This window comes from Halodesulfovibrio sp. (assembly GCF_025210605.1).
In the GTDB taxonomy this organism is placed as follows: Bacteria; Desulfobacterota; Desulfovibrionia; order Desulfovibrionales; family Desulfovibrionaceae; genus Halodesulfovibrio.
The window spans coordinates 186121-211605 of the sequence record NZ_JAOARI010000002.1; the positions used below are offsets into that span (position 1 = coordinate 186121).

General features: G+C 47.4%; 22 protein-coding genes. 19 read left to right on the forward strand and 3 right to left on the reverse strand.

All coding sequences use genetic code 11. From position 1 onward, the window contains the following. Positions 1–53: 53 nt before the first annotated feature. Entirely contained in the window at positions 54–440 is a 387-nt protein-coding gene (locus N4A56_RS00890) for a hypothetical protein (protein WP_295544375.1), read from the reverse strand. Between the two features lie 104 nt (positions 441–544). Further along, on the reverse strand, positions 545–1600 hold the full coding sequence (locus N4A56_RS00895) for a glycosyltransferase family 9 protein (RefSeq protein ID WP_295544377.1): 1056 nt from the start codon (positions 1598–1600) through the stop codon (positions 545–547). Between the two features lie 386 nt (positions 1601–1986). Here N4A56_RS00895 and N4A56_RS00900 point away from each other — a divergent pair, with 386 nt between their 5' ends. The 3 genes from N4A56_RS00900 to N4A56_RS00910 are packed head-to-tail and all read left to right on the forward strand — an operon-like array spanning position 1987 to position 7874. Then, positions 1987–3429, forward strand: coding sequence for an efflux transporter outer membrane subunit (locus tag N4A56_RS00900; RefSeq protein WP_295544380.1), 1443 nt, complete (start codon positions 1987–1989; stop codon positions 3427–3429). A 5-nt stretch (positions 3430–3434) separates the two neighbouring features. Beyond that, positions 3435–4706 (forward strand): efflux RND transporter periplasmic adaptor subunit, encoded by a 1272-nt coding sequence (locus N4A56_RS00905; protein ID WP_295544382.1) that lies wholly within the window; start codon positions 3435–3437, stop codon positions 4704–4706. 3 nt (positions 4707–4709) lie between these two features. After that, entirely contained in the window at positions 4710–7874 is a 3165-nt protein-coding gene (locus N4A56_RS00910; RefSeq protein WP_295544384.1) for an efflux RND transporter permease subunit, read from the forward strand. Between the two features lie 648 nt (positions 7875–8522). Here N4A56_RS00910 and N4A56_RS00915 read toward each other — a convergent pair. Next, a complete protein-coding gene (locus tag N4A56_RS00915; RefSeq protein ID WP_295544386.1) occupies positions 8523–9329 on the reverse strand; it encodes a TIM barrel protein in 807 nt (268 codons plus the stop codon). A 512-nt stretch (positions 9330–9841) separates the two neighbouring features. On the opposite strand from N4A56_RS00915, the gene hmcA reads away from it, so the two are divergent. From hmcA to rpsO, 16 genes are all read left to right on the forward strand, one after another. Beyond that, positions 9842–11398, forward strand: a complete 1557-nt coding sequence (gene hmcA, locus N4A56_RS00920) for a sulfate respiration complex hexadecaheme cytochrome HmcA (protein WP_295544388.1) — start codon at positions 9842–9844, stop codon at positions 11396–11398. A 16-nt stretch (positions 11399–11414) separates the two neighbouring features. Further along, positions 11415–12521: a sulfate respiration complex iron-sulfur protein HmcB gene (gene hmcB / locus N4A56_RS00925; protein ID WP_293671827.1), complete on the forward strand. Its 1107-nt coding sequence runs from the start codon at positions 11415–11417 to the stop codon at positions 12519–12521. Next, positions 12521–13681: a sulfate respiration complex protein HmcC gene (hmcC, locus tag N4A56_RS00930; RefSeq protein WP_293671826.1), complete on the forward strand. Its 1161-nt coding sequence runs from the start codon at positions 12521–12523 to the stop codon at positions 13679–13681. The genes hmcB and hmcC overlap by 1 nt, the downstream gene beginning before the upstream one ends. Positions 13682–13697: 16 nt before the next feature. After that, positions 13698–13838, forward strand: coding sequence for a sulfate respiration complex protein HmcD (gene hmcD, locus N4A56_RS00935; protein ID WP_293671824.1), 141 nt, complete (start codon positions 13698–13700; stop codon positions 13836–13838). Positions 13839–13881: 43 nt separating this feature from the next. Further along, positions 13882–14562, forward strand: a complete 681-nt coding sequence (gene hmcE, locus N4A56_RS00940; protein ID WP_293671823.1) for a sulfate respiration complex protein HmcE — start codon at positions 13882–13884, stop codon at positions 14560–14562. A 23-nt stretch (positions 14563–14585) separates the two neighbouring features. Then, the gene (hmcF, locus tag N4A56_RS00945; RefSeq protein ID WP_293671821.1) at positions 14586–15971 is read left to right on the forward strand and encodes a sulfate respiration complex iron-sulfur protein HmcF; all 1386 of its coding nucleotides are present in this window, start codon (positions 14586–14588) and stop codon (positions 15969–15971) included. 191 nt (positions 15972–16162) lie between these two features. Then, the gene (locus tag N4A56_RS00950) at positions 16163–16519 is read left to right on the forward strand and encodes a response regulator (RefSeq protein WP_293671820.1); all 357 of its coding nucleotides are present in this window, start codon (positions 16163–16165) and stop codon (positions 16517–16519) included. Between the two features lie 19 nt (positions 16520–16538). Further along, positions 16539–16988 carry an RrF2 family transcriptional regulator gene (locus tag N4A56_RS00955; RefSeq protein WP_293671818.1) on the forward strand — a complete coding sequence of 150 codons (450 nt, stop codon included), beginning with the start codon at positions 16539–16541 and terminating at the stop codon, positions 16986–16988. Positions 16989–17331: 343 nt separating this feature from the next. Next, positions 17332–17835 carry a ribosome maturation factor gene (locus N4A56_RS00960; protein ID WP_293671816.1) on the forward strand — a complete coding sequence of 168 codons (504 nt, stop codon included), beginning with the start codon at positions 17332–17334 and terminating at the stop codon, positions 17833–17835. Positions 17836–17871: 36 nt separating this feature from the next. After that, positions 17872–19260: a transcription termination factor NusA gene (nusA, locus tag N4A56_RS00965; RefSeq protein WP_295544394.1), complete on the forward strand. Its 1389-nt coding sequence runs from the start codon at positions 17872–17874 to the stop codon at positions 19258–19260. A gap of 6 nt (positions 19261–19266) precedes the next feature. Next, the gene (locus N4A56_RS00970) at positions 19267–19494 is read left to right on the forward strand and encodes a YlxR family protein (RefSeq protein WP_295544396.1); all 228 of its coding nucleotides are present in this window, start codon (positions 19267–19269) and stop codon (positions 19492–19494) included. A gap of 16 nt (positions 19495–19510) precedes the next feature. Further along, positions 19511–22519 (forward strand): translation initiation factor IF-2, encoded by a 3009-nt coding sequence (gene infB, locus N4A56_RS00975; RefSeq protein ID WP_295544398.1) that lies wholly within the window; start codon positions 19511–19513, stop codon positions 22517–22519. A 215-nt stretch (positions 22520–22734) separates the two neighbouring features. Beyond that, positions 22735–23025 (forward strand): DUF503 domain-containing protein, encoded by a 291-nt coding sequence (locus tag N4A56_RS00980; protein WP_293671811.1) that lies wholly within the window; start codon positions 22735–22737, stop codon positions 23023–23025. Positions 23026–23086: 61 nt separating this feature from the next. Continuing rightward, complete coding sequence (locus N4A56_RS00985; protein ID WP_293671809.1) at positions 23087–24073, forward strand: bifunctional oligoribonuclease/PAP phosphatase NrnA; 987 nt, start codon at positions 23087–23089, stop codon at positions 24071–24073. Between the two features lie 6 nt (positions 24074–24079). Beyond that, positions 24080–25003: a tRNA pseudouridine(55) synthase TruB gene (gene truB, locus N4A56_RS00990; protein WP_295544401.1), complete on the forward strand. Its 924-nt coding sequence runs from the start codon at positions 24080–24082 to the stop codon at positions 25001–25003. Positions 25004–25033: 30 nt separating this feature from the next. Further along, on the forward strand, positions 25034–25303 hold the full coding sequence (gene rpsO / locus N4A56_RS00995) for a 30S ribosomal protein S15 (protein WP_293671806.1): 270 nt from the start codon (positions 25034–25036) through the stop codon (positions 25301–25303). Positions 25304–25485: the final 182 nt, after the last annotated feature.

Sequence of the window (25485 nt, forward strand, 5' to 3'; positions counted from 1 at the left end):
ATACAAGAATTCGGGGTAGGGCATCTTTTTAAAAGACTGCCTGCAACGGAATGCTAATAGGTTTTTGTCCCCATTTTCCGTTCTCTGATACGAGCGTCTATAAATTCTTGATACGTTTTCTGCTGGGCTTCAGTAAGAACAGTGTTCAACTCTTCTCTAAACCGCTTATGCTGTTCTAAAATATCCATTTTTATTTCGCGCTGTTCTTCTTTATCATTTGCTTCTTTAAGTGATTTAAACAGCGGCTCCATTTCAGCATCTCTGCGCGTAATAATATCTTCGACTTTTGTCTGCTGCTCAGGAGTCAGATCAAGCAATTTCGTCATGCGTTCTGCACGTTGCTGTGGAGTTTTTTTCGTATATTCATGTCCTGCCGCAAAAGCAGACGCACACATTGCTACAGCCAATACAGCCACCAATACCGTCAACAGTCTTTTCATGCTCGCCTCTCTTAGATGAAATTTAATGCAGCAATACACGTCGCGCCTGCATCAAAAATCATTATGTGAGAAAAGCAGTATTAGTCGATAGTATATTAATAAAGCTAATCAGTTATGCCTTCAATATGATTCAAAAGCTGCTGCGCAACATACTCAGGATCAAGCTCAGAAAGACATTTATATCCGACAGGGCAGGTGCTGTTATTGCACGGACGACAATCAATATCTGAATTAACGGTTGTATGCGCATCAGATGGGAAACGCCATGCATCGCTGCTGGAGCCAAGAACAACAAACGTCGGGGTTCCCACAGCAACAGACATATGCCGTGGTGCAGAACAGTTGCCGAAGTGCAAGATGCAGCGTTCCTGACATGCAGCCACTTCACGCAGTTGCAAGCTCGGCTTCGGAACAATCACCGCTTCCGGCGTATCGCAGTTTTGCAAGATATCATCAAAAATACCTTCTTCACCGGGACCTGCCAGCAGAACAAAACGAAGATCGCTATGCTTTTTCGCCAAGGCACTGATAACCTTTGCATAGTTTTCCGCAGGATATTTACGCCCAAGGTCATGGTGAGTGGCATCAACAGTAATAAGCCTGTGCTCTTCAGTTACACCCCACTCCTTTAATCGCCCAGCCATTGCTGATCGCTCTTCTTCGGTCAAAAAAAGCTTAGGGGTAGTGCAATTCCACTCAATTCCCAACGGCGCAAGAATCGCTGCCTTTGATTCAGAAGCATATCCGTCTTTGGCTGGAGTAAGGTGAGTGTAGCCGAGATCATTAATCCATGAAGAGTGGTAGCTGAGCTTCACAGGCGCATCTGTGAGATAAGAAATCCAACGGATTCTTGGAAGATGCTGCAAGCCCACCATCAGGTCATATCCCTGACGTGCCACTTTTTTGTAGAACACAAACTCTTTAAAAGGGTTAGAGAGCTCTTTTTTATCCAGTGCCCATATGTGAGAAATATACGGATTATGCTGCAACACAGGGACACATTTTTTTTCTGTAAAATAATGAATCTCTGCATCAGGAAATTTTTTTGCGAGCAACTCTGCCACTGGTGTGGAGAGCATCACGTCGCCTATCTGCCTAAGCTGGCAAACAAGAATCTTTTTTACTTTTGAGGGATTAAGGGCAAGGGTGCTGTCAGTCACAAATACTCCAGATAAAACATGCAATAATTTATACGCGACTCACAAACATAATGCCCTATGCATGCATCGTCAACGCGCTGCATCTCGCCGAAAAATCGACCTCAAACACCAGAGCCAACGGTAAACATTGTTGTTATTCAAACAAATTGGCTACAACATTTCTTCTAATCTGTATAAAAACAATACAGTTTCAGACTTTAAAAAAATCAATCTTGCGTATAAGCTTCACAACTACTGCCAATACCATCACCTACCAACGTGCAAGACACATTTGCAATACAGTTACTTTTTCTGCCATTGCAAAAAACAATGCACAAAAGCAGCAGTAATACAAACTCATTAAAGACACATATTCTAGTCCATGCAGAAAAGTTGAGATAGATTTTATGCCGAAATATGCTTTCCCCATACTTCTTTTGAGCATCCTAGTATGCTCCGCATGTGCTCCTTTTGCACCTACGCAGACTATTGCGCCCGAAGTTCAGCTTCAAAAGCCCTATTCTATCCAAGTGACGGGTGAAACAACCAATGCACTCTGGTGGAAAAATTTTAATAGCAAAGAATTAAATGCACTCATTACCCGTGCTCTTTCCGAAAACTTCACAATACACGCAGCATATGCCCGCTTAAAACAGGCTCATGCTCAACTGGAACGGGCAGGGGCGGGACAATATCCAACACTCAATCTTATAGGGAATGCCAAGGCAGGCAGAACCGGAGTAAAAGCCAACAGCAGCCAATCGGGATTGTATGACGATACACAGCAATACCGTCTGGGAGCTGCTGCGGCATATGAACTTGATCTTTGGGGACGTATAGAAGCACAACGCAGTGCAAGCGAACAAAAACTGTATGCATCGCAAGCAGACCTTGATGCTGCCGCCGTTACTGTTGCGGCTTCCGTCGCCACCACATGGGTTGATCTACTCAGAGTACGTGAAGAAATAGCAATTTTAAACGAGCAAGTAGAAAACAACAAAAAACAACTCACATTCCAAGAACTCCGTTTTGAAAACGGATTAGCGCAATCTGTTGACGTATTGCAGCAACGACAAATTTTAGCCTCAAGTCAATCGGAATTGCCGTTGCTGGTTGCCAAGGAACAAGTCCTCCTTAATGCTCTTGCTGTGCTCATAGGCAGTACGCCTCTTGATGAACCGGAAATCACACAAAAAAAACTTCCTGAGCTTATACAACTTCCCACAACGGGACTTCCGGCAGACTTACTTGCAAACAGACCCGATGTCCGCTCCGCAGGTTTCGTACTTTTTTCTGCCAGATGGAATGTAGCCGAAGCACGAGCCAACAGGCTGCCGCAATTAACACTCAATGCAGATGCCGCACTGAACAGCAGTGTTGCGGCTGTTCTTTTCAACAACTGGGCTGCTACTCTTGCAGGCAATATTGTGCAGTCAGTTCTGGATGGTGGCGTGCGCGCCTCTGAAGTCGCACGAACCCGCGCTCTCGTCGAAGAAAAAGCTGCCACTTACAGCCTCACAGTATCCAAAGCTATTCAAGAAGTTGAAGACGCTCTCGTAAACGAAGAACAGCAACAACAATACATAAAACTTCTCTCCGCTCAGCGAAACGCAACAGCAAAGACCTTAGAAGATGCGCAGTTACGGTATCTTCAAGGGCAAAGTGGCTACCTGCCTTTGCTACAGGAAATTCTCAATGTGCAACGATTGGAACGCAGCATGATAAAGCAGCAGGCAGAGCTGATAAAATTTAGAATTTCTTTGTACCGTGCCCTTGGAGGCAGCTGGACTTACGGTCTTGCTGATGTGCATGAATCATTTCCAAAAGACGATAAAACAGAAGGGATATAACAGATATGCAAGCCAACGCCCCATCCCGCAAAAAAATATTCATCAATGCAGCCATCTTCATTCTTATGACGACACTCGGCATCACAGGATATATGTTTTTCATGAATTCTAAACCGAAGGTTGCCAAGAAGCCCCCTGTGAAAAAGGTGCTTACCGTTACTACGGCACATATCAAAAAAGGCAGTGTCCCCCTTCAGATTCAAGGAACAGGAACTGTTATTCCAGCGCAACAAATTGAACTGAAACCAGAAGTAACTGGCACTGTAGTATGGATTTCTCCACAATTCGCCGCTGGTGGGGTTATTAAAAAGGGTGAGCCTGTTTTACGCATCGATACAAGCGATTACGAAATTGCTCTGCGTAAAAGCATAAGCGCACTTGATACTGCAAAAGCCGAATTGATGCTTGAAGAAGGTCAGCAGCGTGTTGCCAAAGAAAGCGTGCGCCTGCTGGATGCAAATAAAAAATCGCCTAAATACAGCACTGAACTTGCGTTACGTAAACCGCAACTGATGAAAGCAAAAGCAGGGCTTGAAAAAGCACAGGCAGAAGTTGAACAGGCAAAATTGAACCTTAGCCGTTGTGAATTACGTGCACCATTTGACGTGCTGGTGCAGAAAACCGGAGTTAACCTCGGCTCTCGAGTCACCGCTTCTTCCACACTTGCAACTCTTGTAGGTATCGAAGAATATTGGATCGAAGCAGCCATTCCTGTTGATCGTCTGGAGCAACTGGGCTTGCACCGTGACACGATTACAGCAACAGTCGTCCGACAGGGAGGCTCCTCCAGTTGGGAAGGAACAGTTCTCAGACTTACCGGAACACTTACCGAATCAACAAGACTTGCCCGCGTCGTAGTAAGCGTCAAAGATCCGCTTCGTCTTGCATCAAAAAATTTCTCCACTCCGCTTATGCTCGGTGATTATGTGGATGTAAATATTCAAGGCAAGACTATTGAATCTGTATACAAAATTCCGCGCGACTTTGTTCGCAATGAAAATCAGGTATGGATTTATGCCAACGGAACGCTTCAAGTCCGCGACCTTGCCGTCGTATGGAAATCACCGGAGGCTGTCTACGCATCTACTGGCATTGCAGAATCCGACGCTGTTATCACATCGTATCTCAGCAATGCATATTCCGGCATGACTCTGGCTCTGGAATCAACCACGACGCCCAATGTTGCCAGCCAACCCGTAAAGCAAACGCATCCTGCCAAATCAGTACCATCCGGCAAGCGTTCTTCAAACGGAAACAACGTAGCCACTGCGGAGTAACACATGGGTATATCACCACTTGCTTCGCAGCACCGGATGCAGCGCTCGTCTGATCTCCCAAAATCGCGTGGGCCTGTTGCATGGATGGCAGGAAACTCTGTCGCAGCCAACCTCCTCATGTTTGTTTTACTCATCGGCGGTATAGTACTGGGAAGCAGCACCACGCAGGAAGTTTTTCCAGAAATTGAAATGGATACTATTTCTATTTCTGTCGCGTATTCCGGTGCAAGCCCTGAAGAAATCGAGCGTTCAATCGTACAGGCTGTTGAAGAATCCATTCAGGGCATTGAAGGTATCGAAGAGATTACATCCACAGCCAGAGAAAACAGCGCGACGATTACAGCAGAAGTACTCGACGGTGCTGACGTTGACCGCGTATGGCAGGATATAAAAACAGAAGTCGACAGGATTTCGACATTCCCAGACGAAGCAGAATCACCGCGTGTAACCATTGATGCAAGAAAACGCAGCGTACTCACGCTCGTTCTTAGCGGAGATGTTTCCGAGCTGGTATTGCGTGATTATGCAACGCAACTCGAAGACGCACTGCTCCTCAGTTCCGAAATTACTCAAGCAGAAGTAACCGGCGTAAGAGATTTGGAAACTCATATTGAAATCTCCCGTAACACTCTGCGAAAATACAATCTAACACTTACCGATATTGCAAAAAAAATAGCCCAATCCTCTGTTGAGGTCGGTGGTGGTAGCCTTAAAACAACGCAAGGCGAAATTCTTGTCCGTGTAGCTGACCGAAAACTTACCGCAATAGACTTTAAACGGATTCCTGTTCTCACAGATGTGAACGGGGCTTCTATTTACCTTGGTGACATTGCCGAAATATGGGACGGAGTTGAAGACACACACAACTGGAGCAGTTTTAATGGGCATCGCGCAGTCTCTGTCGATGTGTATCGAATCGGCTCACAAACACCAGTCAGTGTTGCTACAGCAGCAAATGCTGTTGTTGAAAAATTTCAAGCAGAACTGCCGCCAAACATCACCATCGGCTCTCACCATAACCGATACATCATGTTTAAAGACCGCTCCGAATTACTTCTCAGCAACGCGTATATCGGTCTTGCGCTTGTATTTATCTTCCTTGCTCTTTTTCTAGAAATCCGTCTCGCCTTCTGGGTGAGTCTTGGTATTCCTATTTCTTTCCTCGGTGCGTTTGTTTTTCTGCCTTTTACAGACTTCAGCATTAATATGATTACCATGTTTGCGTTCATCATAACGCTTGGTATTGTGGTGGATGATGCTATTGTTGTGGGCGAAAACGTCTATTATCATAGAAATCTAGGAAAAAGCAGACTGCAAGCAGCGATTGACGGAGCAAAAGAGGTGGTGGTTCCAGTAACATTCAGTGTTATCACCAACATCATTACTTTCCTTCCACTCTATTTTGTACCGGGAACTATGGGGAAAATTTTTAAATATATTCCTATAGTTGTCGGCATTGTCTTTGCGATTTCACTTATCGAAAGCTTACTCATCCTTCCGGCTCACCTCGCGCATGGAAGCAATCGTTCACGCATTCCGGGGCTTAGCTGGCTTATCCGCTTCCAGCAACGGTTCAGTTTACGATTTGAGTCCTTCATCGCTGTAAAATATGGCACTTTTATACGTAATCTTATTACGTACCGCTATGCTGTCCTCGGAACATCGCTTGCCGTTCTTCTTTTGACTGTTGGCTTCGCCATGTCAGGTCGGCTTGGCATGGTGCTTTTTCCAACTGTAGAGTCAGACTTCGCCTATAGCGCTATAACTATGCCCTACGGCACGCCCGTACATCGCATGAAAGAAGTAGAAGACCAGCTTGTGCACTCTGCCTATGACGTTATCAATGCGAATGGTGGAGATACACTCAGCACTGGTGTTTTCACACGTATCTCGAACAATGTTCTTAAAGCGCGTATCTACCTTACACCACCGGATATACGCCCTGCTTCAACATCTGACATCACAGCCAAATGGCGTACTGCGGTTGGCACAATTACAGGCGCAGATACAGTAGATTTTCTAGCAGACAAAGGGGGACCCGGTTCCGGTAAAGGCGTGACGATTCAACTCACGCACCGCGATACTGCCGTCCTTGAAAAAGCGGCGCAGGAACTTGCGTACGCTATGTCTCTCCTTAAAGGTGTCAGTGATGTCGATGATGGTACTGCTCGCGGCAAGCGGCAATTCAACATCAAGCTGCTTCCTGCCGGAGAGGCTGCAAAACTTAGCTCACGTGATATTGCAAGCCAGCTGCGTAATGCATTCTACGGCGCAGAAGCGTTAAAACAACAAGTCGGACAAGATGAAGTCACGGTGCGCGTACGTCTTCCAGAAAAAGAACGTGCATCTGTCGCCACCTTCGACGACTTAGTGCTCAAACTTCCATCCGGTGGTGAGATGTTGCTCAGAGATGCAGCACGCATCACTAAAGGCTTTGCCGCCACATCCATAGCCCGTCAAAACGGGAAGCGAATCCGCAAAGTTACCGGAAACGTTACGCCGCGTAAGCTTTCAGGACAAGTTGTAACCTCCGTTACAACCGACATCCTGCCAGAACTGCTGCACAAGTACCCGAGTTTGAACTATTCGCTCAAAGGAAAGCAAGCAGATATGCGCGACAGTGTTCGAAGCCTGATAACCGGCTTGCTGCTCACGCTACTTGCTATCTACGCGCTTCTGGCAATCCCGTTTAAAAGTTACACACAGCCGCTTATCGTTCTTCTTGCAATTCCATTTGGTATGGTTGGAGCAATCGTGGGGCACGTCGTCATGGGATACTCTCTCAGCCTGATGAGCATGTTCGGGCTGGTTGCCCTTTCCGGAGTTGTGGTCAACGACTCTCTTGTTCTTGTAGACTTCACCAACAGACTACGTCGCGAAGGCTACGAAGCGCACGAAGCCGTTATTTCAGGAGCAATCAAGCGCTTCAGACCAATCCTGCTGACAACCATCACAACGTGCAGCGGCTTGGCTCCTATGATTCTGGAAACATCGCGGCAAGCCCGATTCCTCATTCCAATGGCAATTTCACTCGGATTCGGCATCCTGTTCGCAACGTTTATCACACTTATTCTCGTGCCATGCTTCTACCTTGTGTTCGAAGATATCGCGAACCTCTTTGTAACTAAGGCATCGCCTACAACGGAGCCTGCCAACGATTCGATTTAATTGGAGCTAAGCTTTGGGCAGCTTTTTTTTGCCTTCGGCGACCAGAGAACCTTCTTGAAAGGAAGGTTCTCTGGACTCTCCAAGAACTTTTACCCGCGAGACCAGCACGTTTTTTGCGAAACCTCACGGCTTACCCGCCACACCCCCTCAAAAACTACAAAGGCTGTCCTAAAAACTAGGACAGCCTTTTATCATTAGGGAAAGGCAGTGGGGTATAAGCCGAAAGTCAGCATAAGAAGCGAGAGTCAATCGCAGGTAAAAGTCTTTGGAGATTTTTAAGAACCTTTCTTCGAGAAAGACTCTTAAAGTCCCGCTGATAAGCGCCGTCGAGAACAACACTACAGTCTACGACAAGAAGGTTCTCTGGACTCTCCAAGAACTTTTACCCGCGATACCAGCACGTTTTTTAGAAACCTCGCGGCTTACGCGCCACGCCCCTTCAAAAGCTACAAAGGCTGTCCTACAAAACTAGGACAGCCTTTTATGATTCGGGAAAGGTAGTGGGGTATAAGCCGAAAGTCAGCATAAGAAACGAGAGTCACTCGCGGATAAAAGTCTTTGGAGATTTTTAAGAACCTTTCTTCGAGAAAGGTTCTTAAAGTCCCGCTGACAAGCGCCGCCGGAGGCATAACGCCCCCCACCCCCGCCCTATTCTTCAGTAAGAAAACAGACAGAGGTGCTGTGTGTTTCAAGAAATTTTATAGACGCAGGGAACGCCTCTTCCGTGTGCGGTTCAAGCGTAGCGGACGGCTTCAGGTCATGCTCTTGTATAAAGTCAAATAATTCTAGAAGCGGAACGCTGCCAGCACCGAGTGCGAGGTGTTGATCGCCTGAGCCGTCGTTATCATGCAAATGCAGATGCCAGAGCCTTGGAGCAAACGCGGTTAGCCATTCCAGCATGTTTTGACGCTGAGCACCCTTGGCAAACGAATGCCAATGCCCGACATCAAAGCAGTGCCCTACCCGTTCTGCCGGTAAATGCTGCACAAGATCAACGAGCGGCGCTGGAGTTACTTCGTACGTATTCTCTAAAAAGAGCGGAGTTGTCTTGTCTGCTTCTTTAATGAGCAGTGACCATGTTAGAATAGAGCGTGACAACCATTCATCATAAAACGGCTCGTGCTGCCCTTTTTCATACAGCGGATGCCCGACATAATGCGTCGGGTTATAGATATGGGAAATCTCCAACGCCTCAAGTAAGGTCTTGCGTGTTGCTTTGAGTATGTGGTTATTCAAACTCCCTGCTGCAAGATCAAAAAATGGAAGATGAACACCACACGAAAGTCCCGCTGATTTGAAACGTTTTGCCACGTTTTTATGCCAGTCCACACCTATTTCTTGAATTGCATAGGTATCCATACCTAATTCGGGCGATACACCCTCTGCAATCAGCATATCAATGTATCGCGGCTCCCTGAAGGCAAAGCTTAGCGGTAAATTTACAAATAACCCCATACTATCCATCCTCTTTTCACGGTATCCGCAGACTACAATAATCCTGCACCTTATTTTTCATTTTACACTGTTTTTTATCAACACTCTAGTCTTGCTGAAGCAGGCTTTTGTTGTCTACTGATTGGCGCGGGAATAAATCCTACTTTTTTTGTATATTTTTATTCGAAAATATATATTCTTTCTTTTCAGCTAATTACACTACAAAAAAATGAAAACCGTTCCATCCGATCCCTTGACGAAATCTTTTAAATACCCTACCCCGTCGGTATGATAAAAACTCATACCGAATCGGTAGGTTTTAAATCTACGATTTATCGATGAGTTAGAGAACATTGCTTTTTTTTGTGATGTTCATGCAACCGCATACATACCAAGACTGCCACAGTGCCCTTAGGCCGTATGGCGAGTTCGGCGCGGTTCTGCTGTTCTTCTGGAGTTGGGGAACTTTCAGAAGGCTGATGGCTAAGGGGTGTCTGAGGACGAGTTAATATTTCATCGAAAGGACTGCCACTATGATGAAGGGAAAATCACTGCTCCGCTGGGCGGGCACGCTGATGGTTGTAGCGCTTATATCGGTCGTCGGTATCAAGGCGCACAGCTCAAATGTAACAGCTGCTCCTGCCGAGCATTATGCTGATGTCATCACAATTGATGTTATCGGCGAGCTGGGTGATATGGAACTGCCAGCCGTTACGTATCGCCACGATCTGCATACTGACGCACTGAAAGAAATGAACAAGGACTGTGCCAGCTGTCACGAAAGTACAGACGGCTACATGGAACTGACCTTTAAACGCACAAGTGATTTGTCTGCAAAAGAATTGCAGGACTTGTATCACAAAAACTGTGTAGGCTGTCATGTTGACATGGCTAACTCCGGCATGGACACAGGTCCTCTGGAAAGCGAATGTCGTGCATGTCACAATCCAAATCCGGACGCGAAAGCTAAAGTAATTCCTGTCCAGATGGATAAAGCACTGCACGAACGTCATATTTCATCTAAAAAGATTGTTGTTCCAGCAATGGATAAAAACTGTGGCGCTTGTCACATGAACATCGATCTTTCAGCAGGTACCGCTACCTACAAACCGAATACAGAAGACGCTGACAACGGTTATGGTAAAGGTTTCCTCATCTACAAATGTCCTAACGCTGCCGCGCACACAAGCTGCATCGGCTGTCACATGGAAGAATCTAAAAAAGATTCTGCATTCACAGGTCCTATCTCCTGTGGTGGCTGCCACGGCGTAAAAGCTGAAAAAGAAGCAACCAAAGTAACTCCGAAACGCCTCTTCCGCGGCCAACCGGATGCTGCTCTTATCGTACCGGACACCACTGCTAAAAGCGACATTGCTCCTGTGGCATTTGACCACAAGTTCCATGAAGCAAACGTAGAAAAATGTGGCACCTGTCACGTTAACGGTATCGGTAACGAACAGTACGGCTTCAAACCACTTTACGGTGATATGCACGATGCACAGTCCACAGCAAGCTGTGTTGGCTGTCACGCAAAACTTGTTGCACAGGATGCATCATGTGCGGGCTGTCACTCCATGATTCCAGTTAAAAACTTCAACGAAAAGTCTTGCGCAACCTGTCATAACGCTAACGGCGTTACCGCAGAACAGGCAGCTAAAATGAGCAAAGAAGAACGTAACGCAGTTGCTGCTGCTGTTATTGCTGCTCGCGAAGCTGGCAAAGTAGCGTACACCGCTGAAGAAATTCCTGAATTCGTAAAAATTGACGCTCTTGCTGACAAGTACGAAGCATCCAACATGCCGCACCGCAAAATCGTTGAAACTATGCTCAACGCCACCGCGGACAGCAAACTTGCTGGTAGCTTCCATGCAGAAAAAGGCAAAGTATGTCAGGCCTGTCACCATCAGAGCCCTATGAGCATCAAGCCTCCTAAATGTCAGAGCTGTCATAACGAGTCATTCACAAACGGTGACCGTCCGGGTCTTAAAGCTGCTTACCATCAGCAGTGCATGACCTGTCACACCGAAATGAATATTCAGAAGCCAAAGAACACTGAGTGCGCAGGCTGCCACGCCGCACGCGCTAACTAGGAATCAAGGAGCAATTATGCATCGCAGAAAATTCCTAAGCCTGCTTGGCGGCGCCGGTATTGCTTCCACCTTGGGAACTACTAAGGCGAAGGCTGCCAGCAACGCTTCATTTGACGGATACCCGGACGCAATGGGCGTCCTTCACGACAGCACCCGCTGTATCGGTTGCCGTAAATGTGAAGAGGGATGTAACACTGTAAATAAACTTCCAAAACCTGAGAAACGCTTCGACGACCTCTCTGTTTTGGATACAAAACGCAGAACATCCGCCACCGTGCACACTGTAGTGAACAAGTACAATGTTGCCGGTCTGGATCACCCTATTTTCCGTAAACAGCAGTGTAACCACTGCATGGAACCAGCATGTGCATCCGCATGTTTTGTTAAAGCGTTCACCAAAAACCCAGACGGCTCCGTTACTTACAACGGCGACGTTTGTGTTGGTTGCCGCTACTGCATGATCGCATGCCCGTACTCTGTTCCTACTTTTGAATACGATGATCCATTAGATCCACTCATTCAAAAATGTACTATGTGTCACCCGCTTATTAAAGAAGGCAAACTTCCGGGCTGTGTTCAGGCATGTCCTAAAGAAGCTCTCACCTTCGGCAAGCGTTCTGACCTTATTGAAATCGCACGCGAGCGCATCCGCAAGCATCCTGACCGCTACGTAAAGAAAATTTACGGCGAAACAGAAGCTGGCGGAACCAACTGGCTCTACCTTGCTCCAGTAAAACACACTGAACTTGGTCAGCCTGTTGTCGGTAAAAAATCCGCTCCGGAGCTTACCGCTGGTGCTCTCGGCGCTGTTCCTATGGTAGTAGGCATCTGGCCTGTACTGCTTACCGGTGCATACGCAATCAGCAAGCGTAAAGAAAAAATCGCTGCTGACGACCAGAAAGCCGCTGTAGCACAGGCTGTTTCTGAAACTCAGTCCGCTGCTGACGACAAGCTTAAAGCTGCAATGGATAAAGCTGCTAAAGATAAAGCTGCTGCCGTTGAACGCGAAACAAAGAAAGCTGTCGCTAAAGCTGAAAAAGAGTTTGAAGAAAAGCTTGCTGCACTCCAGAACCCTGAGAGCGAAGAAGTAGACGAAAGCTCCAAGCCTGAGGGAGATGCATAATGAGTCACGATCAGAAAAAATTCTGGCACGCCGGAAACATTCTCACTGCTATCATCCTTGCTGGCGGTCTGGTACTTACTTTCCTGCGTTTCTATAAAGGTATCGGCGCTGTATCCAACCTTGACGACAACAACCCTTGGGGTCTGTGGATCGGCTTCGACCTTATGTGTGGTGTAGCATTGGCTGCCGGTGGTTACGTAACTTCCGCATCCTGCTACCTGTTCGGCATGAAGCACTACCATTCCGCAGTGCGTCCTGCTATCACAACCGCTTTTCTTGGCTACTTCTTCGTAGTTGTAGCTCTCCTGTACGATCTGGGTCACCCATGGAGACTCCCGTACCCGCTGGTATACTCTCAGGGCACAACCTCCCTGCTTTTCGAAGTAGGCTTGTGTGTATCCCTGTATGTATCAGTTCTCTTTATTGAGTGGTCTCCAGCAGCATTCGAATGGCTCGGCATGCGTAAGCTTCGCAGCATTGCACTCAAGCTTACTCTGCCTCTCACCATTATGGGTGTTGTACTTTCCACTATGCACCAGAGCTCTCTCGGCGCACTGTTCCTTATTGCACCGGGTAAACTGCATCCGCTTTGGTACTCCAGCTTTATGCCTGTGTTCTTCTTCATCTCCTCCATGGTGGCTGGTACATCCATGGTTATTTTTGAAGGCACACTGGCGCATAAAGGTCTGCACCGCATGATGGATGAAACACACCTTAAAGAAGCTAACGGCGTAGCATTCGGCTTTGCAAAAGCTGCCTCCTTCATTCTTGCCGGTTACTTCTTCATTAAGCTGTTCGACATCACAATGGACAACGACTGGAAATACCTCGCCACCGGTTACGGTGCAATCTTCCTTGTTGAAATGTTCGGTTTTGTACTGCTTCCTTCTTTCCTCTACGCAATCGGCGTACGTGAAAAGAACCTGAAGATTGTACGCATTGCATCCGTGCTTGGCGTACTCGGTATTGTTGTAAACCGCTTCAACGTGAGCATGGTTGCGTTCAACTGGCAGCTTCCTGCTGCTGAACGTTACTTCCCAAGCCTCATGGAAGTCGGCATTTCTATTTTTGTTGTAACTCTTATCGTTACTACATACCGCTTCATCACTACCCGGATGCCAGTTCTTTTCGAACATCCGGAGTACAAAGACGCTCATTAGTCCGGAGGTTAATACTATGGAAACAATCTATACTCTCCACGACTTCATGCTTCACACCAAAACCATCACATACGTGCTGATGGGTGTGGCTCTGGTCAGCTTTGTCGGTTACTGGACGTTCCTGTCCGGCAGAGACGAAAAAATGAGAAAGTACTAGTCAGGACGGGAGGATTTTCCTCCCTCTAGACAAGGAGATTACAATGATAGCTTTTCTTACCGGACCAATGCTGTGGATATCACTGCTGGTATTCTTTGGCGGTCTTACAGTTCGCGCCGTGCTGTACGTGCGCGGTCTTAACTGGCAGCTTGACCGTGTTGCATATAAACCGCATATGAACCTCGGTCTTCGCGGTGCTATTCACTCCATCCGTTGCTGGCTCATTCCGGGCGGCACATACGGCTGGCGTCAGCAGCCATTTATGGCAACAGGCTTTTTCCTGTTCCACATTGGCGCAATCCTGCTTCCGCTTTTCCTGATCGGTCATCAGGAACTTCTTAAAATGGCATTTGGTTTCAGCCTGCCGACCTTACCGTCCAGCGTTGCAGATGCACTTACAGTTCTTGCAATCATCGGTGGCTTTATGCTTGCTATCCGTCGTATTGCGCTTCCTGAAGTACGTATTCTTACAACTCCATACGATTGGTTTATCCTCGGCATTTCAGTAGCACCGTTCGTAACAGGCTTTATTGCCCGTCTGCATCTCGGTAACTATGATTTCTGGCTTACTTGCCACATCATTACCGGCGAAGCTGTGCTGCTTCTGGCACCATTCACCAAGCTGTCCCACATCGTACTGTTCTTCATGTCCCGTGGTCAGCTCGGCATGGATTACAATATCAAGCGCGGTGGCGCTAAACGCGAAACCGCATTCCCGTGGTAACAGCAAGCTGCTAGGAGAAAACAATGCCTCAAGGTACTTTTTGTAACACCACACCAATCAGCACCGAAGAAGAGCTTAAAGCTCTGCTCGGTGATAAAGGTGGTGCACAATACTACGCTGAGATGGAAGAGCTGGACGTTGATACCGACGCCCTTGCTGCTATGCTCGAAAAAACCTGTCAGTCCCGTATTCGTACGTGGCTCGAAATATGTGCCCACTGCGGCATGTGTGCAGACTCCTGCTTCCTGTACCGTGTAAACGATCGCGATCCAAAACAGGTTCCTGCATACAAAATCCAGTCTACCCTTGGTGAACTGGTTAAGAAAAAAGGCAAAGTGACTAACGAGTTTATGCGTCATTGCGTAGACGTTGCATGGTCACAGTGCACATGTTGTAACCGCTGTGGCATGTACTGTCCGCACGGCATCGATATGGGTGTCATGTTCAGCTACTTGCGCGGCGTTCTCAACTCTCAGGGTTTTGTACCTTGGGAAATGAAAATCGGTTCCGGCATGCACCGCGTGTACAACGCTCAGATGGACGTTACCACTGAGGACTGGATTGATACATGTGAATGGATGGCGGACGAATACGGCGAAGAGTGGCCGGGTCTTGAGATTCCTGTTGATAAGGAAGATGCGGACATCATGTACACTCTTAACGCTCGTGAGCCTAAACACTATCCGGAAGATCTTGCAGAAGCTGCTATCCTGTTCCACCTCGCTGGTGAAAACTGGACTGTACCAAGTGTAGGCTGGGAGCAAACCTCCCTTGCTATGTTTGCCGGTGACTGGGCAGCATGTAAAATGCAGGTTGAATCTGTATACAAAGCAATTGAACGCCTCCGTCCAAAACGTGTTATCGGCACCGAGTGCGGTCACGCACACCGTGCAACCGTAATCGAAGGTCCTTACTGGGCTGGTCGTGAAGACGGTCTGCCGCCTGCACCGTACATTCACTATGTTGAATGGGTTGCAGAAGCGCTGCGCACAGGCAAGATCAAGATTGATCCAGAAAAGAAAATTAAAGAACCTGTTACACTTCAGGATTCCTGTAACTACGTGCGTAACCACGGTTTAGCTAAAGCTACCCGTGAAATCATGAGTTACATTGCTGAAGACTTCCGCGAAATGGGTCCTAAGCGCGAACACAACTACTGCTGTGGCGGTGGTGGCGGCTTCAACGGTATTGGTAAATACCGTAAAGAACGTAACAAAGCGCTTCAGACTAAACGCGATCAGATTCTTGCAACTGGCTGTAAGCTTGTTATTGCACCGTGCCATAACTGCTGGGACGCTATCCGCGATCTCGAAGAGGAATACGAAATCGGCATCCGCTGGTCATTCCTCAAACCGTTGCTTATCAAAATGGCTATTGTTCCGGATCACCTTAAGCTTCCAGAAGAATAGTACTTTCGCTCACTATAGTAAGATTACAAAAATCTGTGTATCTCTCATACACAGAAGCGGCTATGTAACCATACCGTTCTGTCTTACATCTAGCGAGTTATCCTCCGGAGCGGAGAGCGTACCGCTTTCCGCTCCGGTTTTCATCTTGGCGCCACGGCAGGTGCCCGCAACGTTTATCAGAAGAGCACGGTATGAGAAAACGTATCCTTGTTATTGAGGATGATCCCAATGTCCTCGAGTACATGATCAATTTCCTACAGGCTGGTGATTACGATGCTGTGGGTGCACAAAACGGTCATACAGCCCTTGATATTGCAGCGGGAACTCCTTTTGATCTGATTACTCTGAATATGGAAATGCGCCACGATTCCGGCGCAGTAGTCTATAAAAAGTTGGCTTCCGGCAATTACAATAGCGAAACACCGTTCATTTTTGTGGGTGGTCCAAAAGAAATTCATCAAGCCATTCCTAATGCTGTGGCAACAGTAAACAAGCCCTTTGATCCCGACCGGATGCTCAACATCATCCGGCAGACTCTCGGCGAATAGCAATCACGCTAGGTCGATTATGAAATTTACCACACGAAGCCGTTATGCAACCCGCATGCTTCTCGATATCGCAATGAACGAAGAAGATGGTCCTGTCTCTATTAAAGATGTAGCTATGCGACAGGAAATCTCCATCAAGTATCTAGAAAAGCTCATGCGTGACTTAAAAAAAGAAGGCTACCTTAACAGCATATTGGGTGCTAAAGGCGGCTACCATCTTGCGCGCAATCCTTCACAGATACGTTTGGGTGAGCTTGTACAGGCTCTGGAAAAAACAGAGCCATGTTACGGGTGTGACGAACAACACTCCTGCTGCCCGCGCATTCATGTATGTCTCACACGCACAATGTGGGAAGAAGCCTCAAAGGCTATGTACCAGAAGCTAAACCAGTTTTCACTGGCAGACCTTATCCGCGATACTTCATTGTGCCCTAAAAACCAGCCGGACTCTGTTCCCTCGCGGGCATAATTACACTTCTGCACTTACTGCGCAGGTTCTGCGCATTATATTTTTGCCCGCAGCGCATACTTATAACAGCCAGATCCCGCGCAGATTTATAAAAAAACAGCTTGACAACCAACCAAAAACTTTCTGCCCCATCCCTTGACTTTGAATACATAAGGGCATAGTAAATAGCAGTTCAGCGCTTGCTGTCGTGCTATTGTTGCGCGCCAAGACAGGGCATACGGGGTTCGCCCCACGCACTGTTTGCTGAAAACATCCTGTGGTCGTAAGACCGTCGTTTACGGGGTGGCCTTTTTTCAGGGGCCTCCTTTTTTTTATTTGAGCGACAGGAAATAAGGAAGCAAAAATGACCGGAAACGGACTGTACCAGCAGATCAAAGATATAATTACCCCACTCGTCGAAGACGCAGAGCTTACCCTTTGGGGATTTGAGCTTGCCTCCGGCCAACGTATGGTGGTTCGAATTTATGTAGAGGGCGCTGACGGTGTTACCATCGACCAGTGTGCAAAATTATCCAGACACATCGGCTTGACTCTTGAAGTAGAAGACGTGCTGTCCGATGCGTATACACTGGAAGTTTCTTCCCCCGGCCTTGAACGCCCATTTTTCACCGCAGAGCAGGTATCCAGATATGTTGGAAAACCTGTAGCGCTTGTACTGCGCGATCCTCATGATGATTTTCCGGGACGCCGCAAATTCCAAGGCGAAGTCAAGTCCGTAACAGACAATACTATTGTCCTCACTCTTCCAAATGATGAGGGCGACCTGACTATTGATTGGAATGATCTGAAAAAAGCACACTTGGTACACATTTTTCCTGATACCAGCAAAGGCAAGAAAAAGAAGTAGGCAGACTTAGCGCAAGAGCGAGTCGGAGGAAATCAAATGAGCATGGATATTAAAAAAGCCATCGACCAGATCAGTAAAGACCGCGGTCTTGACCGTGACATGCTGGTTGACACTTTAGAAGAAGCAGTTCGCACGTCAGTTATTCGTAAATATGGCGAAGACCTCGACGTGGAAGTAAGCTTTAACGAAGACACCGGTGAAATTGAGGTGTTCCAGTTTAAAGTCGTTACTCGCGATGAAGATATCGAAAACGACATTACACAAATTTCTATTGAAGATGCTCGTGAACACGACCCTTCAGTACAGCTCGACGACGAAATGGGCTTCCGCCTCAAGGTAGAAGACCTTGGTCGTATTGCTGCACAGTCTGCCAAGCAGGTTATTATCCAGCGCATGCGTGACGCTGAGCAGGAAATTATCTACGAAGAATTCAAAGATAGACAAGGTGAGATTTTAAGCGGCATCATTCAGCGCCGTGATAAAGCAGGTTGGATTATCAACCTCGGTCGCACCGAAGCTCTGCTGCCTAAGGACGAACAGATTCCACGCGAACATTACAAACGCGGTGACCGTGTTCAGGCACTGGTTATTGATGTACGTAAAGAAGGTCGCGGTCCTCAGGTTATTGTTTCCCGCTCCCACCCGGACTACATGGCTATGCTCTTTAAGCGTGAAGTACCGGAAGTTGACGACGGCACCGTTGTTATCATGAACATTGCACGCGATCCGGGCAGCCGCGCAAAAGCTGCTGTTATGACTCGTGACCGTGATGTTGATCCGGTAGGTGCATGTGTCGGTATCCGTGGTTCCCGTATCCAGAACATTGTTCAGGAATTGCGCGGCGAGCGTATCGACATCGTTGTCTGGAGCCCTGAAATTGCTACATATGCACGCAACGCGTTATCTCCAGCTGTTATCACCCGCATTGTTGTGGATGAAGAAGAGAACATGCTGGAAGTAATCGTGCCTGACAACCAGCTGACCAACGCCATCGGGCGTAAAGGTCAGAACGTTAAGCTTGCATCCAAGCTTCTCGGCTGGAAAATCGATATATTTACCGAAACCCGCTATAACGAAGGTCACGCAATCGGAAAAGGTCTCGACCAGCTTGCGAGTGTGGCAGAAGTGCCGCTTCAGGCTTTTGTTGATGCTGGCTTCCAGACCATTGAAAAGCTCCAAGACGCTACAGACGAAGAGCTGCTCACGGTTGAGGGACTTACTGAGTCTAAAATTACCGACCTTCGCACTGCTATCAACTTCCTCTCCTCTGCTATTGAGGGAACTCTTTCCGAGGAAGCTGATGAATCTGTAGAGGCTGATGACGCTGCCGAAGCTCCTGTAGCAGCTGAAGAAGCACCTGCAGAAGAAGTTGAAGAAGCAGGCGAAACTGAGGAAGACGTAACCGAAAATAAGGTAACGGAATAATACCGGATGCACAAAGCCATCCGGAAACACCATACACCCGTTCGCAGATGTGTAATATGCCGCACCAGCTTTCCTAAAAGCGAGCTTAAGCGATATGTTTGCACACAGACAGAATCCGGCGAACTGATTCCTGTATTCGATGAGAAGCAGGTAATGCCGGGTAGAGGTTACTATATCTGCAACAGCCCAAAGTGCGAAAAGCGTTTTGCAAAGTTCAGAGGCTGGCGGAAGTAAAGGGGGTTTTTGCTACATGAGTGATAAGAAAATTAAAGTTAAAGAACTAAAAACAGAGCTGGATGTGCCTACCAAGGATATCCTTTCCGCTCTGCGCGAACTTGGGGTCTCTGCCAAAAGCGGTGAAACCTCTATTCCTACGGAAATGATAGAGCAGGTTCGCGACCACATCAAAAACGGTCCGGCTAAAAAAGAAGTAATGCGCAAAGAGACTTCCTCTGGCGTTATTGTTCGCCGCCGCAAGAAAGCTGCTAAAACAGCAGACGCAAAGCCTGCAGAAGAAAAACAGGCAGCTGAAGCAGAAAAGGTACAGAAAGAAGTGAAAGAAGCTCCGGCAAAAAAAGAAGCTCCTAAAGCTAAAATTGTTACCCCTAAAAAGGAAACAAAAGCTGCGCCTGCTGCTGAAAGCGCCAAACCTGCTAAAAAAGAGGCACCAAAGGTGCGAGTAGTGAAACCTGAAGAGCTTGCAAAACAGGAAGCTAAGAAAAAGACTGCTGATACCCCCCAGCCGTCCGCAAAAGCTGATGCTCCTAAAAAAGAGCAGAAGCCAGCTCCTGAAGTAAAAAAAGAAGCTGCACCAAAAGCTGAAGCAAAACAAACTGCTAAAGTTGTAAAAGCTGAAAAAGTTGAGAAGGCTGAAAAAGCTGAAGCTGCTCCTAAAAAAGATGCACCTGCAAAAGCAGCTGCTAAGGATAAAGCTGAAACTCCAGCTGATGCTGATGGCGCTAAGAAAAAGAAAAAACCTGCGAAAAAGCGTGAAGAAGCTCCGGCTGCGCCGCAGGTTCGTATTATTTCCCGTCCTGACCCTGCTGTAGCAGCAGCAGAAGCCAGAGAACGTGAGCAGCGTGCTGCCCGTCCTCAACAACGTCGTGATGACCGCGGTGGTCGCCCTAATGGTGGTCGTCCGGGTGGCGGCGGCGGTCGCCCTAACGGTGGTCGTCCGGGTGGTCAAGGTGGTCGTCCAGGTGGCGGTCAGGGTCGCCCAGGTGGCGGCGGTGGTCGTCCGGGTGGTCAGGGTCGTCCGGGTGGCGGCGGTGGTCGTCCAGCTCCGAATTTTGCGGATGCTCCAGCTTCACCAGATAAGCCAGCAACCCGTAATAAAAAATATTCAAAAAACAAGCGTACTGTTGATTTCAACCAGCGCGACGGTTTTGATAAGAAAAAGCGCAGCAAAGATGCAGCATTCACTTCTGATGAGTGGAAACGCAGCAAGCGTAAGCGCAAGAAGCAGGAGCAGACTCCTTCTTCTACCCAGCCTCTCAAGGCTGCAAAGCGTAAGATTAAAGTAGACGATCACATTCGTGTATCTGACCTTGCTCACCAGATGGGTATTAAAGGTTCAGAGATCATTAAAGTGCTCATGCAGCTTGGTGTAATGGCTACCATTAACCAGTCTCTCGACTTTGATACTGCTGTTGTTGTTGCTGGCGAATTCAAATACGAAATCGAAAAAGTAGGTTTCTCTGAAGAAGATTACCTCACTCCGCGTGAAGAAGATAAAGCAGAAGATCTCCATATCAGACCTCCTGTTGTTACCATCATGGGTCACGTTGACCACGGTAAAACTTCTTTGCTCGACGCTATCCGCAAATCCAGCATCACCGACCGTGAAGCAGGTGGTATTACACAGCACATTGGTGCGTACCACGTTGTAACACCTAACGGTGACCTTTGCTTCCTTGATACTCCGGGTCACGAAGCGTTTACCGCAATGCGTGCTCGTGGTGCTAAGGTAACTGACATTGTTATTCTTGTTGTTGCTGCTGATGACGGTGTAATGGAGCAGACTCGTGAGGCTGTAGCTCACGCCAAAGCTGCTGAAGTACCTATCATCGTTGCAGTTAACAAAATGGATAAAGAAGGCGCAAACCCAGAACGTGTAATGCGCGAGCTTTCCGAAATCGGACTCGTGACAGAAGACTGGGGCGGCGACACAATCTTCGCGAACGTGTCCGCTAAAACCGGTATGGGTCTTGATGATCTTCTCGAAATTCTTGCTCTTCAGGCTGAAGTTCTCGAACTTAAAGCCAACCCGAACAAACCTGCTCGCGGTCACATTGTTGAAGCTAAGCTCGACAAAGGTCGCGGTCCGGTTGCTACCGTACTCGTTCAGGAAGGTACTCTGAAACAGGGCGACATCTTTGTATGTGGCACTTTCTCAGGTCGTGTACGCGCAATGTTCAACGATCAGGGCAAAAAAGTTCAGGCTGCCGGTCCTTCTACTCCTGTTGAAGTACAGGGCTTTGACGGTGTACCGGAAGCTGGTGAAGAGTTTGTAGCTCTTAGCGACGAAAAAGTAGCACGCCGCATCGCGGATCAGCGCTCTATTAAAGAACGTGAACGTGCTCTTGCTCGTGAGTCTAAAGTTACTCTCGAAACCTTCCTCGCAAGCCGTGCAGATGCAGAAGAAGCTCAGGTTCTTAACGTTGTGCTTAAAGCTGACGTACAGGGTTCTGTTGAAGCTATCGTTGATGCACTGAAAAAACAGGCAACCGAGAAAGTAAAAGTAGACGTTATCCACTCCGGTGCAGGTTCCATTACTGAATCTGACATCCTTCTCGCTTCCGCTTCCAACGCTGTTATCATCGGCTTTAACGTTCGTCCGACAGTAAAAGTTAAGGAAGTTGCAGAGCAGGAAGGCGTAGATATTCGCTTCTACGACATCATCTACAAGCTCGTTGAAGAAGTTCGTGCAGCTATGGCTGGTATCCTTGCTCCTATCGTTAAGGAACAGTACCTCGGTCAGGCAACTGTACGTGAAACCTTCAGCGTACCTAAAATCGGTGTTATTGCCGGTTGTCACGTTGATGATGGTAAAATCACCCGTAACGCAGGTGTTCGTCTGCTTCGCGACGGTGTGGTTATCTACACAGGTACCATTTCTTCCCTCAAGCGCTTCAAAGACGATGCAAAAGAAGTACTGAAGGGCTACGAGTGTGGTATCGGACTCGACCGCTTCAACGACATCAAAATTGGTGACGCTATCGAAGCATTCGAAGAAGTAGAAGAAGCTGCTACTCTGTAAGCAAAACAATACTAAGCGGAACCGGATGTTTCGTCCGGTTCCGCTATTTTTTTGTACTAACGGTATCGCCCTCCTTGGCACAGGCTGACAGTAGAAGAGCATACGTTTTTCTTGAAAAGCAACGCCACAAGATTGGGCAGATACAATGCGCCTCTCTGGTTACACTGTAATCCGAGTAGCGTAGAAAACACTGAATCCTATATTTTGGTGCTGTTATGATTATCGGAGTTCTGCGGGTTGAATACGCACTGCATGGCAATGAATCCTTGAAGGATAAGCGCCGTATTGCAAACAGCCTGAAGTCAAAGGTTCGTAACAAATTCAATGTTTCCATTGCTGAAGTTGGCTCAGAAAACTCTATGTCAACGCTGGCACTCAGCCTTGTAAGTGTGAGCAATAGCGAAAAACACCTGCAAAGCAGACTCACTAAGTGCCTGAACATGATGGAAGCGGTGTGTCATGAAGAAATGACATACAGTGATATGGAATTTTTCGGCGTTGAATAACGCAAGCAGTACACTGCGTGCACACTTTATATAGAAAACCAACATCCAGAAAGAAGACATAATGTCAAACGTACTCTCTGAAATTGCACAGACAATTCGTGCTGGTGAAACTTTTCTCCTTACAGCGCATATAAGCCCAGACGGTGATGCTGTCGGGTCAGTTGCTGCCATGGCATGGTTACTCACCAAGCTGGAGAAAACACCGGTTATCTTTTTGGAATCCGGCATTCCTAACTATCTTGAATGGGTTGAGTTTCCGTGCTCTGTTTTTACCACTGCTGAAGAACTTGCAACCTGCACTCCGGACACTATTATTGTTATGGATTGCGGTGAAGCTGAGCGAGCAGGAAATATCGTTACGGATTATCTTGCCCATACAGATGCGCCTGTTATCAACCTCGATCATCATCTGCATAATCCAATGTTCGGCTCGATCAACCTTGTTGACACTACTGCTAGTTCTACTGGCGAATTGGTTGCAGATATTGCTGAAGAGCTTACCATCGGCTTTGATGGTTTTCTTGGCGAAAGTCTGTACCTTGCTATCAGTTCCGACACCGGACGATTTTCATATAACAACACAACCGCCCGTGCACATGCAGTTGCTTCCAAAGTTGTCGATGCCGGTTTAAAAGCTGGTGATTTTAACGAAAAATTAGACAGCGAATGGAGTTTGAATAAAATTAGACTCTGGGCGGAACTCTTTACGAACATTGAAATTGCGCTTAACGGAAAAGTAGCTTATCTGACTCTTCCTGACGCACTTTTTGAACGCACAGAAACTGAATATTCAGATATTGAATCCATCATCAACTACCTTCGAAAGATCGAAAACGTTGATGTGGCTATGACCGTGCGCGAGACAGACACCGGCTCTAAAGCGAGTCTGCGATCTCATGGTGCTGTTGATGTACAAAAGATGGCAGCAACTCTTGGCGGCGGCGGGCATAAAAATGCAGCCGGAGTCAGCCTTGACCTTCCGCTCGATGCAGCGGTTGAAACCCTGCTTGCCACCATCGCTCAGAATCTGGTATTAAACGAGGCATAACTTTACATGGCACAAGTACCACAGCAGCACGGTATTCTGCTTCTTAATAAGCCCAAAGGCCCTTCTTCCGGCGGATGCATCGGCAAGATTAAACGTCTGGGGCAGAAAAAAATAGGTCACGCAGGCACCCTTGACCCTATGGCTCAGGGATTGCTCATCGTGTTACTCGGACAGGGCACTAAACTGTCCAACTACCTTATGACCGGCGGCGAAAAAGTGTATTCCGGCACCATTAAACTTGGTGAAACAACCGATACATGGGACGCAGAAGGTCAGGTAACAGCCACAGCAGACTGGGAGCACATTACAGAAGATGATGTGCGTGCCGAAGTTGCGCATTGGCTTGATATTACTGAGCAGGAAGTTCCTGCATTCTCAGCGGCAAAACATAAAGGGAAATCCTTGTATAAGCTGGCGCGAGAAGGTAAAGAGACTCCGGTTAAGATAAAAACCGTAAAAATTTCCGAAGCAGCAACTCTATCGGTTGAGTTGCCGTTTCTCCGTTTCCGGGTACGGTGCAGTTCTGGTACGTATATTCGGTCCCTGGCCCACAGCTTGGGGATTCGATTAAAGTGCGGGGCAGTACTCACTGAACTCATCCGGGAATACAGCCACCCGTTCTCGTTGGACAACGCTTGCGAACCCGATGAGTTGGTTGAAAATCCAGAATTGCTTGAATCAAAGATGATTTCTTTAGAACAAGCGCTGCCGAGCTGGCCTAAGATTCTTCTTTCTAAAGAAGAAACTGCGCTAGTCAAAAACGGCAATCCGATTCCGTATGATCCTGAAAAAATTGCGCAGATGCCGTTTTCTGTCGGTGTAAATGCAATGCTTCTGGATTCAGAAAGGACACCTCTGGCTCTTGCAGAAACCAACATCGTACAACGTCAGCCCGTATGGTCCATCCTGCGCGGTCTCTGGCAATCCTAATTAACCTATTTATCCTTGGAGGATATCGCTGTGGTAATGACACCTGAAACTAAACAGGCAGTTATTAATGAATTTGCTCAGAAAGAAGGAGACACCGGTTCTCCAGAAGTACAGGTAGCTCTTTTGACTGCCCGTATCAAATACCTTACCGAGCACTTCAAAGAACACAAACATGACTACCATTCCCGTACTGGTCTGTTGAAACTCGTAGGTCAGCGTCGTAAGCTTCTGAAGTACCTTGCTAACAAGGACATTCAGCGCTACCGTGACCTCATCAAAAAGCTTGGCCTCCGTAAGTAGGCACTTTTACAGGGGAATCCTATGGATTCCCCTGTTCTCATATATTTATTGTATCCGTTAGGTGTACAGAACAAAGCAGAAGCTTTGTCTATCTGAGCAATATTGCTTGCTCAAAAACCAACGAGATACCTACGTAGTATCGCGAAAGGGGGGTCCGGGAAGAAGGTTTTTCCCACGCTTAT

Bases quoted from the DNA above. Each gene is read 5' to 3' on its own strand.
- N4A56_RS00890 (WP_295544375.1), bottom strand. From the start codon at position 440: ATGAAAAGACTGTTGACGGTATTGGTGGCTGTATTGGCTGTAGCAATG.
- N4A56_RS00900 (WP_295544380.1), top strand. From the start codon at position 1,987: ATGCCGAAATATGCTTTCCCCATACTTCTTTTGAGCATCCTAGTATGC.
- N4A56_RS00905 (WP_295544382.1), top strand. From the start codon at position 3,435: ATGCAAGCCAACGCCCCATCCCGCAAAAAAATATTCATCAATGCAGCC.
- N4A56_RS00910 (WP_295544384.1), top strand. From the start codon at position 4,710: ATGGGTATATCACCACTTGCTTCGCAGCACCGGATGCAGCGCTCGTCT.
- N4A56_RS00915 (WP_295544386.1), bottom strand. From the start codon at position 9,329: ATGGGGTTATTTGTAAATTTACCGCTAAGCTTTGCCTTCAGGGAGCCG.
- hmcA (WP_295544388.1), top strand. From the start codon at position 9,842: ATGATGAAGGGAAAATCACTGCTCCGCTGGGCGGGCACGCTGATGGTT.
- hmcB (WP_293671827.1), top strand. From the start codon at position 11,415: ATGCATCGCAGAAAATTCCTAAGCCTGCTTGGCGGCGCCGGTATTGCT.
- hmcC (WP_293671826.1), top strand. From the start codon at position 12,521: ATGAGTCACGATCAGAAAAAATTCTGGCACGCCGGAAACATTCTCACT.
- hmcD (WP_293671824.1), top strand. From the start codon at position 13,698: ATGGAAACAATCTATACTCTCCACGACTTCATGCTTCACACCAAAACC.
- hmcE (WP_293671823.1), top strand. From the start codon at position 13,882: ATGATAGCTTTTCTTACCGGACCAATGCTGTGGATATCACTGCTGGTA.
- hmcF (WP_293671821.1), top strand. From the start codon at position 14,586: ATGCCTCAAGGTACTTTTTGTAACACCACACCAATCAGCACCGAAGAA.
- N4A56_RS00950 (WP_293671820.1), top strand. From the start codon at position 16,163: ATGAGAAAACGTATCCTTGTTATTGAGGATGATCCCAATGTCCTCGAG.
- N4A56_RS00955 (WP_293671818.1), top strand. From the start codon at position 16,539: ATGAAATTTACCACACGAAGCCGTTATGCAACCCGCATGCTTCTCGAT.
- N4A56_RS00960 (WP_293671816.1), top strand. From the start codon at position 17,332: ATGACCGGAAACGGACTGTACCAGCAGATCAAAGATATAATTACCCCA.
- nusA (WP_295544394.1), top strand. From the start codon at position 17,872: ATGAGCATGGATATTAAAAAAGCCATCGACCAGATCAGTAAAGACCGC.
- N4A56_RS00970 (WP_295544396.1), top strand. From the start codon at position 19,267: ATGCACAAAGCCATCCGGAAACACCATACACCCGTTCGCAGATGTGTA.
- infB (WP_295544398.1), top strand. From the start codon at position 19,511: ATGAGTGATAAGAAAATTAAAGTTAAAGAACTAAAAACAGAGCTGGAT.
- N4A56_RS00980 (WP_293671811.1), top strand. From the start codon at position 22,735: ATGATTATCGGAGTTCTGCGGGTTGAATACGCACTGCATGGCAATGAA.
- N4A56_RS00985 (WP_293671809.1), top strand. From the start codon at position 23,087: ATGTCAAACGTACTCTCTGAAATTGCACAGACAATTCGTGCTGGTGAA.
- truB (WP_295544401.1), top strand. From the start codon at position 24,080: ATGGCACAAGTACCACAGCAGCACGGTATTCTGCTTCTTAATAAGCCC.